This is a genomic window from Acinetobacter sp. 1124_18A (assembly GCF_052824995.1).
On the sequence record NZ_VTDF01000017.1, the window covers coordinates 13,767 to 27,469 of the forward strand.

The following is a 13,703-nucleotide window of genomic DNA, read 5'->3' on the forward strand; positions in this document are numbered from 1 at the left end:
CACACTATTCCATATTTAATAGTTCATTGTAACGGTTTTTCTCTTGGGCCGTCATTGATTTAGCAAAAGAAGGCCTCTCAAAGATACGTTTACAATACAAAAGTATCGGTCGGCAGTGCTGTTTGGGTAAATCGATTCCCATGCTATTTAATCTTAAAAAGATAGGTGCAAGCATGCAGTCCAAAATTGTGAAATTTTCAGACATAAAATAAGGAAAATGCTGAAATAGGGGAGTAAGTGAAATTAAAGTTTCACGTAATTCTTTTTGGGCTTTTTGCTTTTGTTCGACATTTAAAGAATCAGCATGTTTTAACATGTGATCTGCTAACTTGAACCAGTCATTTTCAAGTCTCCATATATATTGACGCTGCTCTGCACGTGCCATAGGAGCATCGGCGTAAAGCTTACTTTGGCGATAACGATCATCTAAATATTCAGCAATAATAGGCGCTGAAAATAATTTAAGATTTTGCTCGACCAACATCGGCAATTGGTTATAAGGATTTAAACTTGCCAAATCTTCGTCTTCATGGTCAGTTACGATCAATTGATATTTGATTTGCTTTTCTGCTAATAAGAAACGAATCCAGTGAGAACGGAAATCATCAGCATGACTGTAAAGGGTAATCCCCTGAATAGAGGTGTTTTCGACCGACATATCACAAGACGACGTGGTTGAGTGAATCGATTAGAATACTAAAAATGCTCTAGGAAATCACGGTTCTAACGAGATAGTTTGTTTATATTTATAAGTTTGCATTTTATTGTTCTATTTTTATAATAAAAAAGCCTTGGAAAAATCCAAGGCTTTTTGTCCAACTCGATAAACGAATTAACGTTTAGAGAATTGAGGACGCTTACGAGCTTTACGTAAACCAAGTTTCTTACGTTCAACTTCACGAGCATCACGAGTAACGAAACCAGCTTGACGAAGAACAGGTTTTAAAGTTTCGTCAGCAGCGATAAGCGCACGAGTAATACCGTGACGGATTGCGCCAGCTTGACCACCCATACCACCACCTTTAACAGTGATGTAAAGGTCAAACTTTTCAGTAACTTCTAAAAGTTCTAAAGGTTGACGAACAACCATACGAGCAGTTTCACGACCGAAATATTGCTCTAAAGTACGGTTGTTAATAACGAGTTTGCCTGTACCAGCTGACAAGAAAACACGTGCAGTTGCGGTCTTACGGCGACCTGTACCATAATTAGTAGCCATGTGCTGTATCCCTTAGATGTCCAAAACTTGTGGCTGTTGAGCAGCATGCGGATGCTCAGTACCAGCGTACACTTTCATTTTTTTGATCATTGCATAACCAAGAGGACCTTTTGGTAACATGCCTTTAACTGCTTTTTCAAGAACAGCTTCAGGCTTGTGAGCAATTAACTTCTCGAAGTTAGTCTCACGGATACCACCAGGGAAACCAGTATGGCGATAATATTTCTTATCAAGCGCTTTTTTACCAGTCACTTGAACTTGTTCAGCATTAATCACAACGATGTAATCGCCAGTGTCAACGTGAGGAGTATAAGAAGTCTTGTGCTTACCGCGTAAACGACGAGCGATTTCAGTCGCAAGGCGACCTAAAGTTTTGCCAGAAGCATCAACAACATACCAGTCATGTTGAACTTCAGCTGGCTTAGCGCTGAGAGTTTTCATTAAACCACTACCTATTATAGTTGGTTTGGACTATGGAATCTGTCCAAACAAAAGGAGCCAGCATTCTAAACGAGTTTGTTCAAAGTCACAAGAAAAATCCAGTTTAAGCCACATAATTTAATCCATAAACTGATGAATGTGGGATATGTTAAAATCAAACAAATTTTCGTTATGTGTCTGGGGTGATTGTGCTGCCTTTATATGTCACTTCCGGTGAGCCGGCTGGTATTGGTCCAGATATTTGCTTGAGCTTGGCTCAGCGAGTTGATGAATGCCCTGTTGTTGTTTTGGGTGACCGAAATTTATTAGAACAACGTGCCCAAAAACTAGGGATAGATATTCAATTTGTAGAATATACGGGACAAGCTGAGTCATCATCTATAGGTGAGCTTTATATAGAGCATGTGCCTTTAGAAACAGCGGTTATTGATGGGCAATTAAATTCAACTAATGCGGCTTATGTATTAGAACAATTACGCCGTTCAGCTGATTATGCAATGTCTGGTAAAAGTGTCGGGGTGGCCACTGCTCCTGTACAAAAGTCAGTCATTAATGATGCAGGCATTTTGTTTAGTGGTCACACTGAATACTATCAAGAATTTGCAGGGGTAAAGCGCGTTGTCATGATGCTTGCAACCAAAACTTTGCGTGTTGCCTTAGCGACTACACATTTGCCTTTAAGAGATGTTGCTGATGCAATTACCAAAGAGCGGTTACATCAAGTCATTGATATTTTAATACATGACTTAAAAACTAAATTTAAAATTATAGATCCGCGCATATTGGTGTGTGGCTTAAATCCTCACGCGGGTGAAGATGGCTATTTAGGTCGTGAAGAGATTGATACCATTAATCCGGTACTCGAAACTTATCGGGCGCAAGGAATTAAAATGAGTCTAAGCTTGCCTGCGGATACCTTATTTACCCCTGAGCATCTTAAAAATGCTGATGCTGTACTTGCGATGTACCATGATCAAGGTTTACCTGTGTTAAAATCACAAGGGTTTGGTGAGGCCATCAATATTACATTGGGTTTGCCGTTCATCCGAACTTCGGTCGATCATGGCACTGCATTGTCTTTGGCTGGGACCGGTTTGGCAAAAAGCTCAAGTTTAAATGTCGCTGTCGATTTAGCTTTATCTTTGGCAGCGAGCTAAATTTTTCATGTTGGAAATGTTCTATGTATCAAATTAATGCCCTAAACCCGAAAGATGAAGGGCATAAAGCTCGTAAACGTTTTGGTCAAAACTTCTTACATGATCAGCGAGTCATTGCCAAAATCGTGCGCTCGGTGAATCCGCGTGCGGGTGAAAATGTTGTCGAAATTGGTCCTGGTTTGGCCGCATTAACATCTCCTTTAATTGGAGAGTGTGATGCATTAACAGTGGTTGAGCTAGATCGTGATTTAGCGGCAGGCTTACCAGAACGCGTTCCACATCCAGAACGTTTAACTATTATAGAAGCTGATGCATTAAAATATGATTTTAACGAGCTGGTAAAAGATGGTCGACCATTACGTGTGGTTGGTAATTTACCTTATAACATTTCAACTCCATTACTTTTTCATCTCTTGGAATTTGGCAGTAAAGTTAAAGACATGCACTTTATGCTGCAAAAAGAGGTGGTTGAACGTATTACTGCTGAACCAAATACAAAAGAATATGGTCGCTTGTCGGTAATGATTCAGTACTATTGCCAACCTACGTTTTTATTTGAAGTGCCAGCTGGCGCATTTAATCCGCCACCTAAAGTAACGAGTGCTGTTTTCCGCCTTGTTCCATATGAACAGAAACCAATTATTGCAAAAGATGAAAAAGCTTTAGCTCGGTTGGTTGGTCATGTATTTACCCAACGTCGTAAAACCCTAAGAAATAGTCTTAAAGGTATGATCGCTGAAGATGGTTTTGAAAAAGCAGGCGTTGATCCGATGGCTCGTCCTGAAACTTTAACACTTGCTCAATTTGTTGCTTTAGCCGATCAAATGGTGGCATAAATGACTAAACGTTTTAATTATGTGATTGGCGATGTGCAAGGGTGTTTTGAAGCTCTGAAAGCCTTACTTAAAGAAATACGTTTTGATCCAGACCAAGATTTTTTATGGTTTGCAGGTGATTTGGTCGCTCGCGGCGAAAACTCAGTAGGTGCCTTACGTTTTGTTAAAAAACTTGCTGATCGCGGTGCTGCTGCAACTGTACTTGGAAATCATGATCTAACTTTAGTTGCTGGCGCGCGTGGTTTAAAAGAGATTAAAGAAAAAGATCGCACACAGGACGTTATTGATGCAATTGACGGCGATGAGTTAATCGACTGGTTGCGTAAACAACCTTTATGTTTATTCCCAAACGAGCACACAATTCTTACTCATGCAGGCATACCTTGCATTTGGGATGCTCAAAAAACTGCAACGCTTGCAAAAGAGGTTGAAGAAGTACTCTCACATCAAGATTTATCTGTATTGGATGCCTTTTTGGCAGAAATGTATGGCTCAAAACCAGATTTGTGGGAAGACGACTTAACGGGTTCAGCTCGGTTACGTTGTATTACTAATTATTTGACCCGTATGCGTCTAACCAACACAGAAGGGGCTTTAGAGTTCAGTTTTAAAGATGCTCTAGATGCGCCAATGCCAGAAGGCTATTTACCTTGGTTCGAATTTCCAAGTAAAGCTGCAGAGACTCATCAGATTATTTTTGGTCATTGGGCTGCGCTAGAAGGTAGAAGCATCAATGAGCAAATCCAGAATATTGATGGCGGCTGTGTTTGGGGCAGAAAGTTAATGGCTTATCGCCTTGAAGATAAAGAAATCTTTGCTGTCGATAATCCTGCGCAAATATAGGAAAAGCAATGCTTTTCATGAGTGAAAATAAAAAAGCCGCATAAGCGGCTTTTTTTAACTATTCTACACGTATCCATATTTGGTTACGGCCTAATGCCGAAACCCCAAGGTATCCACGCAGATGGAGAAGTTTACCACTTGCGTTAAGTTTGGCTTTAAGTCCATAAACTTTACCAGTGTTAGGATCTAAAATTCTCCCGCCTGTGTAATTAGAACCCTCTGTTTGCTTTAAACCTGTTGCAATATCCAACCCTAAAATTGGTTTATTAGTATATGGTGCTGGGCAATTATCACAAATCTCTTTAGGGGTATAACCCGGACGAGGTGTAACTTTAACAACTTTTCCAGCATAGGTCCCATTTGCTTCTTTTCGTATTTCTACCTGTGCTTTTGGAGCACTTGTCTTATCATCAATTGTTTGCCAAAGACCTGTAATATCTGCTGCAAATGTAGCAGTATTAATCCCCAGTAAGAGCATAGCTCCAATAAAAATTTTCCCCATAATTAAAAATCCTTTTAACTTTGAAAGATCATCTTATTTCTAATTGTTAACTGGTTCAATGTTTATTTAAACTACTTTTTAATCAATGTATTCCAAAAGATAACATGAATGTCGGGAGCCAAATCGCAGTAAATACACCATTTAAAGCCATACCAAATGCAGCGTAGCGACCTGCAACTGGTCCGCGTTGCCACGCTTGAGCTGTTCCTATGGCATGCGCAGCTAAACCTAAGGCTAAACCTGATGCTCTTTCATCATGAATATGTTTAAGTAAAAATGGTGAAAACGCTGCTCCAATAACGCCAGATAAAATAACAATAAGAGTCACCAGCGTTTCAGGAGCATGCAATAACGTTGCGATATTCAGTGCGATTGGAGTGGTTACCGCACGGGTCGCAAATGCAAGAACGGTAGGTTCCGACATATGCAATAAATAAGCGAGACCCATAGGCAAAGCAACGGCGCTAATACTTGCAAAAAGTAAAATACCAATAACTGATTTAATTGGAAGATCATCGTAACGCATTGCAGCCAAGGGAATGGCTAAAGCTACAGTCACATACCCCAATAAATGACTAAATAACTCATTCACATAAAGGCGGTACTGTTCATAAGGAACTTGTAAAATTGAAAGTAATGCAATGACAATAAACATGCCAAAAACTAAAAGTGGAACTTGTGGAAAGCGTCGGTTTAAAGGTTTTGCACACAGATAACCAATGAGTGTGATCAAAAAACCATAGAAAATCGTAAACATTTTATTCTCCTTATAACCAACGTTTTGCCATTTTTGCATAGACCCACAAAGGTATAAGGGTGCTGACCACTAAAACAAAAAGGAATAGTGGAATTTCTTTACCCATATGCACCAACATAATTAAGGAGCCAGCACAAACAGGTAAAAAAGCAAAACCACTTTCTTTCATGATTTTATTATTGGTATCGACTATTCGGAGAGGGATTTTTTTGAACTTTCTCCAGATAATCAAAACAGTGAGTAAGCTGATTAAGCCGACCAGATTACCTAATTCTGGATGACCAAAAGCACGCATGACGATGACAGAGCCTTCACGAAAACCAATAATGAGTAGTAAAGTTGCTACCCATGCTGTCCAGTCTATACTTTTGATCTTATCCATATTTTTTATCTCTAAAAGTTTACTTATCGAGTTTTAACTGATCTCGCCCTTGATTTCAAACTCTTCCAATGGACGCTTAAATTGACTAGCGCGTTCTCCCAAGATTTCGTCTAAGGGCAGTTTTGCTTGGCGAATAAGCTTTTCCAACTTATGTGGCGCAATGCGTACCTCAATATGTAATAAGCCCGCATCATCATAGTGTTCAGACTCAATTACATTTAAGGCATAAAGTTGGGTGCGAAATTTGCCATAAGCCGGTTTAAGAGTCAGAGAAAACTTTTGAATTTGACCCATTAAACATTCTTGTACTGCTTTTTGAAGTAACTCTAGGCCAAGGCCAGCATGAGCCGAAACATACACTCGATCTGGTACATGTGGCTCGGCATAAACAATTTTGGCTTCTTCACCACTCAGGTCAATTTTGTTATATACCCGAAGTACTGGAGCATCTGCACCAATCTCTTTTAATACGCCTTCAACAGCTTCAATTTGATCAAGCATGTCATGACTATTACTATCAATGACATGTAGTAAAAGCGTGGCTTCTAGGGTTTCTTCAAGTGTTGCTTTGAATGATTCAATTAAATCATGCTGTAAGTTTCGTACAAAACCTACCGTATCTGCTAACACGACAGTACCAATACCATCCCATTCCAAACGGCGTAATGTTGGGTCGAGTGTTGCAAACAATTGGTCGGCTGCGTAGACATCACTTTTCGCTAAAATATTAAATAGAGTTGATTTGCCAGCATTCGTATAGCCTACTAACGACACAGTTGGAATGGCTGCCTTTTGTCTTGCAGCACGCCCTTGTATACGGGTTTGATGTACCTTTTCTAATTTATCTTTTAATTGGGCAATACGTACACGAATGAGACGACGATCTGTTTCTAGTTGCGTTTCACCGGGGCCACGTAAGCCAATACCACCTTTTTGTTGCTCAAAGTCGGCAGACCAGCCGCGAATAAGACGGGTAGATAAATGCTTAAGCTGTGCAAGTTCGACTTGTAATTTACCTTCATGCGTACGGGCACGTAGGGCAAAAATATCTAAAATTAATCCTGTACGATCAATGACTCGGCATTTTAATATTCTTTCTAAATTTCGTTCTTGAGCGGGTGACAAAGCATGGTCAAAAATCACCAGACTTGCTTCTAGTTCCTGAACTCGCTCTGCAATTTCTTCGACTTTTCCTGAACCAATAAAAAATTTAGGATTGGGTTTATTTCGCTGGACCTTAATATGTTCAAGGATATCTGCACCAGCAGACTGTGCAAGTAGAGCAAACTCTTCGGCATCCAGATCATCTAATAATTGTACTGAAACACTCACTAAAATTGTGCGTTCACCGCCTTGATGCCGATCAACATATTCCACGTGGTTGTAAATCCTGAAAATGGGAAAACTTTATTCTAGATGAAACTTGTGCAAAAGGGGAAAGCGTTTGTTCTTATCCTTTAGATTAGTTAAATGCTATTAGAGGTGTCTGAATTTATTTTTTCCCCGTTCTCTATCATCAATGCAAGTTTATTCTGAAACGTATAGAATGCTTGAGATGGGTATAACAATGATTGATCGTTAGTGAAATTTTATGGCTCAAACGCAAAGTATAGTTAATTCAACGTTAAAGAAATTATCAAAAATAGGTTTGTACGGAAAAAAAGTCACTTCGGCTACCGCTGCAATTAGTGAAGGTTTTTATTTAGTTTATCGACACGGCCTTTATAAAGATCCTAATAATCCAGTCAATACACGCTATGTTCAATATTTTTGTCGCCGTTTATGTCAAGTTTTTAACTTAGATGTAGAAGTACACGGAACAATTCCTAGAGAACCTGCCTTATGGGTAAGTAATCATATTTCTTGGTTAGATGTTGCTGTTTTAGGTTCAGGTGCTCGTGTTTTCTTTCTTGCTAAAGCTGAAATTGAAAATTGGCCCATTTTAGGAAATCTAGCCAAAGGCGGTGGAACTTTATTTATTAAGCGTGGATCTGGGGATTCCGTTAAAATTCGTGAGCAAATTACCGAATTTTTAAAACAAAATATTCCTGTACTATTTTTCCCTGAAGCAACGACTACAGATGGACATTCTGTTAAGAAAGTACATGGTCGTTTGCTCGGGGCTGCTATTGAGGCTCAACGCCCAGTACAGGTATGTTTAATTTGTTATGTAAACCGTGATGGACAATTAGATACAGTTGCTCCATTCATTGGCGAGATGTCGTTTGCCGAACATATTCAACGTGTACTTGAAATGCCGAGAGTAACTGCTCATCTGTTAACTTTGCCACCAATTTCCGTGGAAGGGCATGATGTGAAGAGTTTAACGCGTGAAGTTCAAGAAAAAATGGTAGAAGGCTTGGCTCAACTACATCAAAAAGTACTTAAGCCAAAAAATTAATTACATAAATCCTTCAAGTGGCAGCCATGAAAGAAATTTCATGCCTGCTTTTTGCCACCATTTCATCTCGGGTTCTTGTCTATAAATTAAGGGACCATTGGGCGTTTCTTGCTGCCAATAAATATGATTATTCGAGTCAAGCTTTAGCTTATAAGCATATTTATTTAAATTTTCATCCATCGTATGGTGAATTGTCTTAGCCAACGACGGGCTATCTAAAATTACGCCAATTTCAGTATTCAAATAAGCTGAGCGTGGATCAAAATTAAATGAACCAATAAAAACCTGTTCATCTAATGCCATCAGTTTAGTATGCAAACTTGAGCGGCTTAATCCCTTCATATTTACTTTCGCTTTAGTGGCAAGCTCATCAGTATTTTTATTTAAATCTCTTTTATCAGGGGTAGGTAAAAACTCATAAAGTTGTACGCCGTTTTTAAGAAGTTCTTTACGGTATTTTCCATAAAAGGCATGTACAACGGCAACATCATTCGCTTTAAACGAGTTAGTTAAAACTCGCACCTCAACGCCTTCTTTAGCAAGCGTGCTTAAAATTTTAGCGCCTTGTTTTTCAGGAATAAAATAAGCTGAAATTAAATCAACATTACTTTCCGGTTTTTCTAGATGGTTAATTAACTGGAAATTCAGATGCTCTTCTTTTTTTGCCTTTGATTTGATTTTATCAGGTGAGTCTTTTACAACTTCTGCTTTGACCCAGTCGAATTGAATGCTGCGATTTAACCATTGATCAAATGCATGTGATTTTGCGGTGAGGTTTAAAAAGTTTTGAACAGTTGCTAGTTGGTAGTGAGCTTCGAGTTGCTCTTTTAATCCTTCATAACGTAGACGGTGTTGCTCAGGACTTACGATGCTTTGAACTGAATAGGCATATTCATGATTCCAGTAATCATCAAACGAATTCACAATGTCATCAACAGCAGCACCAACTAACATTACATCGACATCAGAAAATTGATAGCTATCGCTTACATTATAATATTGATTTGTCATGTTCCGTCCGCCAATAAGAGCAACCTCATTGTCGGCAATAAAACTTTTATTATGCATGCGACGATTGATACGTTTTAAATCAAGAACCATATCCATCGCACGATATTTACGAAAACGGTATGGGTTAAAAAGCTTCACTTCAATATTTTTATGCTGAGAAAGGGCGAGTAAAATCCCTTCTATTTTTTTTGCATTATTGTCATCAATAAGAAGTCGAACTTTTACCCCGCGATCAGCAGCCCGAATAATCGCGTGCAAGGCTAAAGCACCAACTTTGTCGTTGTCCCAAATGTAATATTGTAAATCTAAAGTCTTTTCGGCTTTATCAATTAATCTTAGGCGGGCTGCTAGAGCCTCCAATGGATCATTTAAGACGTGGTAACCGGTTAGCTTGGGGTTTTGCTGACGTAATGGAGTAACAATTTGAGCAAGTGATGTCTCCGATGTATCGATATCATTTGCATATTCTAATGGTTCAGCCCTATGTTTTGGCAGAGTACTACATCCTGTCAAACCCACAGCAAAACTAGAACATAGGACTATAGAGACTTTTATCAAAAAGCCTTTAGCTTGTTGATTCGTTTGAAGCTGTTTGGAATGAGAGGATTGTGCCATAATCAGTACATACGATAACGTGAGCTAGAGTATAATTCGTGCATATTGAAAGATAAATATTGAATTTGATTACTAGCAATCAATATAAGATAAGTCGAGAGTCGTAATGTGGAATCCAAATTCAATTATTTTTTGTTTTTACTTTATATTTTCAATACTTGCTTTATGGGCGATTTCTGAAGCTTGGATTCACCAATCTCGGACCGAGACGATTCATCCATTTAAAGCTTTTGTTCATTTACTCGCATTTTATCTCTCTTATCTACTTATTCCGCTCTGGTTTTTTAATTTATACGCCGCTTGGATTGGTTATTATTCAATTCACCAAGGTATTTTCATCTTTTTCTTAAGTGGTGTTTTAATCTACGCCCGATTTATTGAACCTCATTTTGTACGTGTCGATACTCATCAATATCGCTTAAATCCAGATCGTAGTTTTACTAAACCTGTAAAAGTAGCCTTAATTGCAGATTTACATATCGGTTTATTTTCAGGGCATGAACGTCAGCTAAAAACAATAGTTAAAAAACTAAATGAGCAGCAACCAGATTTAGTGGTTGTGGCAGGTGACTGGACCTATGAGCCAGAAGATAGACTAATTGAAGAGTTAAGTGTTTTAAAAGAAATTCAGGCACCTGTTTATTCGGTTCCTGGCAATCATGATGAGCAATATCCTGGCCCACCGATTCAACAATTATTAAAAGATGCCTTGTTTTATAATGAAGTTGTCGATATCGAAGGCAAAATAGTTGATTTTGAAGAATTTCGTTTGATTGGTATTGGCGATCTTTGGGCTGGGAAAACTGATATGCGTTCTATGCCAGATTTACCCCAAGACAAACCTTGGTTAATTTTGTCCCATAATCCTGATACGGTTGATATGGTGCCTAAATTACCGAATCGTCCATTAATGTTGTCAGGGCATACACATGGAGGGCAGGTAGAGCTTCCGTGGTTAACTAACTATATTATGAAAAAAGTATCAATTTTAGGGCATAAAAGAGGGCTTTATTCCCACGAACATGCAGATGTCTTTGTTACCATTGGCACAGGAATGGTCGGAATTCCTTTACGTTTTAGAGTGCCACCAACCATTGATATTATTGAGTTAGTTTAAAATAAAAAGCCAATCACAAAGGATTGGCTTTTTTGTAAATTGAAAAATTATGGAATAACGATAATAGCAACACGTCGGTTAATCGCACGATTTTCATTGGTTGTATTTGGAACATAAGGTTGCGTTGAACCACGACCAATCACATAGATATTTTCTTTCTTAAACCCGCGAGCTAAGAAAAGATTTGCCACACTTTGCGCACGTTCTTCAGACAGCTTTTGATTATAGGCAGCATCACCAACATCATCAGTATGACCCACAATTTTCAATTTATTTAGATCATATTTATTCAATTGATTTGCTAGACGCACTAACTCAGCTTCATGGCTCTGTTTTAACTCTGCATTATTAAAGTCAAATAACAAACGTTCAGGTAAACCCAGAGTCCATCCTTCATTAGTAAGAACAAAACCTTCTTTCTTAAGCAATTTTACCTGACGATATTTTAATGGACCAAAACTCAGGCACCCTGCAAGAGTAATGCATAGCAATGCAATAAAGGAGAGTTTCAAAGATCTTGTATTCATAGATTAGCCTAAATTTAATTTTCAGGTTTATAGATAAACCAGTGTTCATCCGAAGTTTTAGCCTTATACATTGCCTGATCTGCTTGCATAATGAAATCTTCGGGGCTAGATGCAAATTGTGATAAAGCAATACCCACACTAAAACTGAAGTAAATGGTTTGACCATTCAGATGCAAAGGTTCTTTACAGCTTTCGAGTAAATTTTCAGCAATAGATATTAAATGATCAGCATGACTAATGGAATGCAAAATGACAGCAAATTCGTCGCCGCCTAATCGTGCGATAAAATCTTGATGACGTAGACGAGTTTGCAGACGATTTGCCATTTCTTTTAAAACTTCATCTCCAGCCAAATGTCCAAACTGGTCATTAATCGCTTTAAAGTTATTGTTATCTATAAATAATAAAGCAGACTTGTTATCAAACCCCTTATCTTCAAACATGTCTAAGAGAACTTGATAAAAATAATGTCTATTAGGCAATAAGGTGAGTTGGTCATGATGAGCCTGAAAGGATAATTTACGATTTTCCTTTTGTAGCTGGTTATCCCATATCTGAATTTCTTCAAGTAACTCGTTAAAAACGGTATTTAAATCTTGAAATTCTTTAATACGATTATAAGGAAAACGAAGATTATAAGCTTTTTGTTCACTTACAATCTGAGCAATATTGGTAAGTGGATAAATAGCCTGCATAATTTGACGATAAGTTAAGTTTACTGACCACCACAAAGCGCAAACAATAAACAACATCGCAATTGCAAGCCCCACCATAATCATTTTGAGGAATTGCAATATTTTTTCAGAACTACCAAAAAGCGTGAGCTCACCTACATTTTGTTCATGATGGTAAATTGTAAGATGAACAGGTTCATTTAAAAACCAATGATCAAACCAGCCCTCTAAAATTGAAGTCTGACTTGATAATTTAAAACTTTGTGCAATTAAATGATGTTCTGAATCATAAATATGAATAGTACGAATTGAATGATCATTCGTATATTCATTCAAAATTTGCTCTATTGTAATTTTATCATTAAATACAACTGCGGGCTGAATACGCTCTAGCAGAGTATGGCTAAGCAATTGTAAGTTTTGTTTGGCGTAAGTTTCCATTGTAAAAACAGAAATTGATACAAACGTAAAAGAGCAAATAAAGAAAGTAATTGCGAAAATAGTAAATTGAGATTTTCTAAATAAAGCATGTAATGAAGTGGACTGATACAACTTTGATATCATGACCCTTACTCCGCATTCTTGGCCAAGAGCAATACTCTCGGATCAATATGAACTTTGGAGTGACTTAAAGCGTCTAGGTTAACTTTAAAGGTAGTGTAATTATTTTGGTTATATAAACAAAAGATACTTCCTATTTCACATTCTGAATTATTAATGCTTAAAGAAAGTAAAGAACGATAAGGATAGTTCTGAATAAGACTTTGTTGTTGCTGGGGCGTAGTAGTAGAGAAATAAACAGCCTGACAATGTGATCGAGCAAAATCTTTCGCGTTTACAGTTTGAACACGATAATTATAAGACATTTGCTGGATATAAGATTGAAAGGTAGATGTAATGGAGGGATTATCAATAACACAAAGAGTAGGAGTATTCACATTCTCCCACTTACTGTAGCTTAGAATAGATAAAGTAAGCACATAGAAGTTATGTTTTGAATTGGCATAACAAGGCCCACTCGTAGCAAACACTACAAGTATGCAAACAAATACTTTTTTAGCGAACTGCCACATGGTGAGTTAATGCCAAACTATTGCACGAATAATCTATTCTACATGAAGTTGATAAAGTAAAAAAAGTTTAATATCTCATCTAAAGTTGACTGAAGTGCCTAAAAAAAAGGCATATATATGACTTTTTTCACAAAATAGAAGAAAAAAG

16 protein-coding genes are annotated in these 13,703 nt (G+C 37.9%); 5 read left to right on the forward strand and 11 right to left on the reverse strand.

The genetic code is table 11. The features are described 5' to 3' along the window. Nucleotides 1-4: 4 nt before the first annotated feature. The 3 genes from FY048_RS18760 to rplM form a co-directional block, all read right to left on the reverse strand. Nucleotides 5-658 carry a glutathione S-transferase N-terminal domain-containing protein gene (locus FY048_RS18760; RefSeq protein ID WP_446092142.1) on the reverse strand — a complete coding sequence of 218 codons (654 nt, stop codon included), beginning with the start codon at nucleotides 656-658 and terminating at the stop codon, nucleotides 5-7. Between the two features lie 174 nt (nucleotides 659-832). Continuing rightward, a complete protein-coding gene (gene rpsI / locus FY048_RS18765) occupies nucleotides 833-1,219 on the reverse strand; it encodes a 30S ribosomal protein S9 (RefSeq protein ID WP_016140156.1) in 387 nt (128 codons plus the stop codon). 12 nt (nucleotides 1,220-1,231) lie between these two features. Then, nucleotides 1,232-1,660 (reverse strand): 50S ribosomal protein L13, encoded by a 429-nt coding sequence (gene rplM / locus FY048_RS18770; RefSeq protein ID WP_003656097.1) that lies wholly within the window; start codon nucleotides 1,658-1,660, stop codon nucleotides 1,232-1,234. 173 nt (nucleotides 1,661-1,833) lie between these two features. On the opposite strand from rplM, the gene pdxA reads away from it, so the two are divergent. From pdxA to FY048_RS18785, 3 genes are read left to right on the forward strand one after another with little or no spacing between them, the layout of a single operon-like run. Next, complete coding sequence (gene pdxA, locus FY048_RS18775; RefSeq protein ID WP_446092143.1) at nucleotides 1,834-2,817, forward strand: 4-hydroxythreonine-4-phosphate dehydrogenase PdxA; 984 nt, start codon at nucleotides 1,834-1,836, stop codon at nucleotides 2,815-2,817. Between the two features lie 23 nt (nucleotides 2,818-2,840). Then, nucleotides 2,841-3,653, forward strand: a complete 813-nt coding sequence (gene rsmA, locus FY048_RS18780; RefSeq protein WP_446092144.1) for a 16S rRNA (adenine(1518)-N(6)/adenine(1519)-N(6))-dimethyltransferase RsmA — start codon at nucleotides 2,841-2,843, stop codon at nucleotides 3,651-3,653. Then, the gene (locus FY048_RS18785; protein WP_446092145.1) at nucleotides 3,654-4,496 is read left to right on the forward strand and encodes a symmetrical bis(5'-nucleosyl)-tetraphosphatase; all 843 of its coding nucleotides are present in this window, start codon (nucleotides 3,654-3,656) and stop codon (nucleotides 4,494-4,496) included. Between the two features lie 58 nt (nucleotides 4,497-4,554). Here FY048_RS18785 and FY048_RS18790 read toward each other — a convergent pair whose 3' ends face one another. The 4 genes from FY048_RS18790 to hflX form a co-directional block, all read right to left on the reverse strand. Beyond that, nucleotides 4,555-4,998: a DUF2147 domain-containing protein gene (locus FY048_RS18790; RefSeq protein WP_446092146.1), complete on the reverse strand. Its 444-nt coding sequence runs from the start codon at nucleotides 4,996-4,998 to the stop codon at nucleotides 4,555-4,557. An 82-nt stretch (nucleotides 4,999-5,080) separates the two neighbouring features. Continuing rightward, entirely contained in the window at nucleotides 5,081-5,755 is a 675-nt protein-coding gene (locus tag FY048_RS18795; protein ID WP_446092147.1) for an LrgB family protein, read from the reverse strand. Between the two features lie 10 nt (nucleotides 5,756-5,765). Beyond that, entirely contained in the window at nucleotides 5,766-6,137 is a 372-nt protein-coding gene (locus FY048_RS18800; RefSeq protein WP_005299915.1) for a hypothetical protein, read from the reverse strand. A 33-nt stretch (nucleotides 6,138-6,170) separates the two neighbouring features. Next, nucleotides 6,171-7,514, reverse strand: a complete 1,344-nt coding sequence (gene hflX, locus FY048_RS18805) for a ribosome rescue GTPase HflX (protein WP_446092148.1) — start codon at nucleotides 7,512-7,514, stop codon at nucleotides 6,171-6,173. 214 nt (nucleotides 7,515-7,728) lie between these two features. On the opposite strand from hflX, the gene FY048_RS18810 reads away from it, so the two are divergent. After that, entirely contained in the window at nucleotides 7,729-8,538 is an 810-nt protein-coding gene (locus FY048_RS18810) for a lysophospholipid acyltransferase family protein (RefSeq protein WP_446092149.1), read from the forward strand. On the opposite strand, the gene FY048_RS18815 is transcribed toward FY048_RS18810, so the two are convergent. Next, complete coding sequence (locus FY048_RS18815) at nucleotides 8,539-10,164, reverse strand: phospholipase D family protein (RefSeq protein WP_016140164.1); 1,626 nt, start codon at nucleotides 10,162-10,164, stop codon at nucleotides 8,539-8,541. It lies immediately after the preceding gene. Between the two features lie 106 nt (nucleotides 10,165-10,270). On the opposite strand from FY048_RS18815, the gene FY048_RS18820 reads away from it, so the two are divergent. Next, complete coding sequence (locus FY048_RS18820; RefSeq protein ID WP_446092150.1) at nucleotides 10,271-11,281, forward strand: metallophosphoesterase; 1,011 nt, start codon at nucleotides 10,271-10,273, stop codon at nucleotides 11,279-11,281. Between the two features lie 47 nt (nucleotides 11,282-11,328). Here the strand turns inward: FY048_RS18820 and FY048_RS18825 are convergent, their stop codons facing one another. The 3 genes from FY048_RS18825 to FY048_RS18835 are packed head-to-tail and all read right to left on the reverse strand — an operon-like array spanning nucleotide 11,329 to nucleotide 13,555. Then, nucleotides 11,329-11,808: an OmpA family protein gene (locus tag FY048_RS18825; RefSeq protein ID WP_446092151.1), complete on the reverse strand. Its 480-nt coding sequence runs from the start codon at nucleotides 11,806-11,808 to the stop codon at nucleotides 11,329-11,331. A 14-nt stretch (nucleotides 11,809-11,822) separates the two neighbouring features. Then, entirely contained in the window at nucleotides 11,823-13,046 is a 1,224-nt protein-coding gene (locus FY048_RS18830; RefSeq protein WP_446092152.1) for a diguanylate cyclase domain-containing protein, read from the reverse strand. A 5-nt stretch (nucleotides 13,047-13,051) separates the two neighbouring features. After that, on the reverse strand, nucleotides 13,052-13,555 hold the full coding sequence (locus FY048_RS18835; RefSeq protein ID WP_016140167.1) for a YfiR family protein: 504 nt from the start codon (nucleotides 13,553-13,555) through the stop codon (nucleotides 13,052-13,054). Nucleotides 13,556-13,703: the final 148 nt, after the last annotated feature.

Bases quoted from the DNA above. Each gene is read 5' to 3' on its own strand.
- FY048_RS18820 (WP_446092150.1), top strand. From the start codon at position 10,271: ATGTGGAATCCAAATTCAATTATTTTTTGTTTTTACTTTATATTTTCA.
- rsmA (WP_446092144.1), top strand. From the start codon at position 2,841: ATGTATCAAATTAATGCCCTAAACCCGAAAGATGAAGGGCATAAAGCT.
- FY048_RS18795 (WP_446092147.1), bottom strand. From the start codon at position 5,755: ATGTTTACGATTTTCTATGGTTTTTTGATCACACTCATTGGTTATCTG.
- FY048_RS18810 (WP_446092149.1), top strand. From the start codon at position 7,729: ATGGCTCAAACGCAAAGTATAGTTAATTCAACGTTAAAGAAATTATCA.
- FY048_RS18785 (WP_446092145.1), top strand. From the start codon at position 3,654: ATGACTAAACGTTTTAATTATGTGATTGGCGATGTGCAAGGGTGTTTT.
- FY048_RS18790 (WP_446092146.1), bottom strand. From the start codon at position 4,998: ATGGGGAAAATTTTTATTGGAGCTATGCTCTTACTGGGGATTAATACT.
- FY048_RS18825 (WP_446092151.1), bottom strand. From the start codon at position 11,808: ATGAATACAAGATCTTTGAAACTCTCCTTTATTGCATTGCTATGCATT.
- FY048_RS18830 (WP_446092152.1), bottom strand. From the start codon at position 13,046: ATGATATCAAAGTTGTATCAGTCCACTTCATTACATGCTTTATTTAGA.
- FY048_RS18760 (WP_446092142.1), bottom strand. From the start codon at position 658: ATGTCGGTCGAAAACACCTCTATTCAGGGGATTACCCTTTACAGTCAT.
- FY048_RS18815 (WP_016140164.1), bottom strand. From the start codon at position 10,164: ATGGCACAATCCTCTCATTCCAAACAGCTTCAAACGAATCAACAAGCT.
- FY048_RS18800 (WP_005299915.1), bottom strand. From the start codon at position 6,137: ATGGATAAGATCAAAAGTATAGACTGGACAGCATGGGTAGCAACTTTA.
- FY048_RS18835 (WP_016140167.1), bottom strand. From the start codon at position 13,555: ATGTGGCAGTTCGCTAAAAAAGTATTTGTTTGCATACTTGTAGTGTTT.
- rplM (WP_003656097.1), bottom strand. From the start codon at position 1,660: ATGAAAACTCTCAGCGCTAAGCCAGCTGAAGTTCAACATGACTGGTAT.
- rpsI (WP_016140156.1), bottom strand. From the start codon at position 1,219: ATGGCTACTAATTATGGTACAGGTCGCCGTAAGACCGCAACTGCACGT.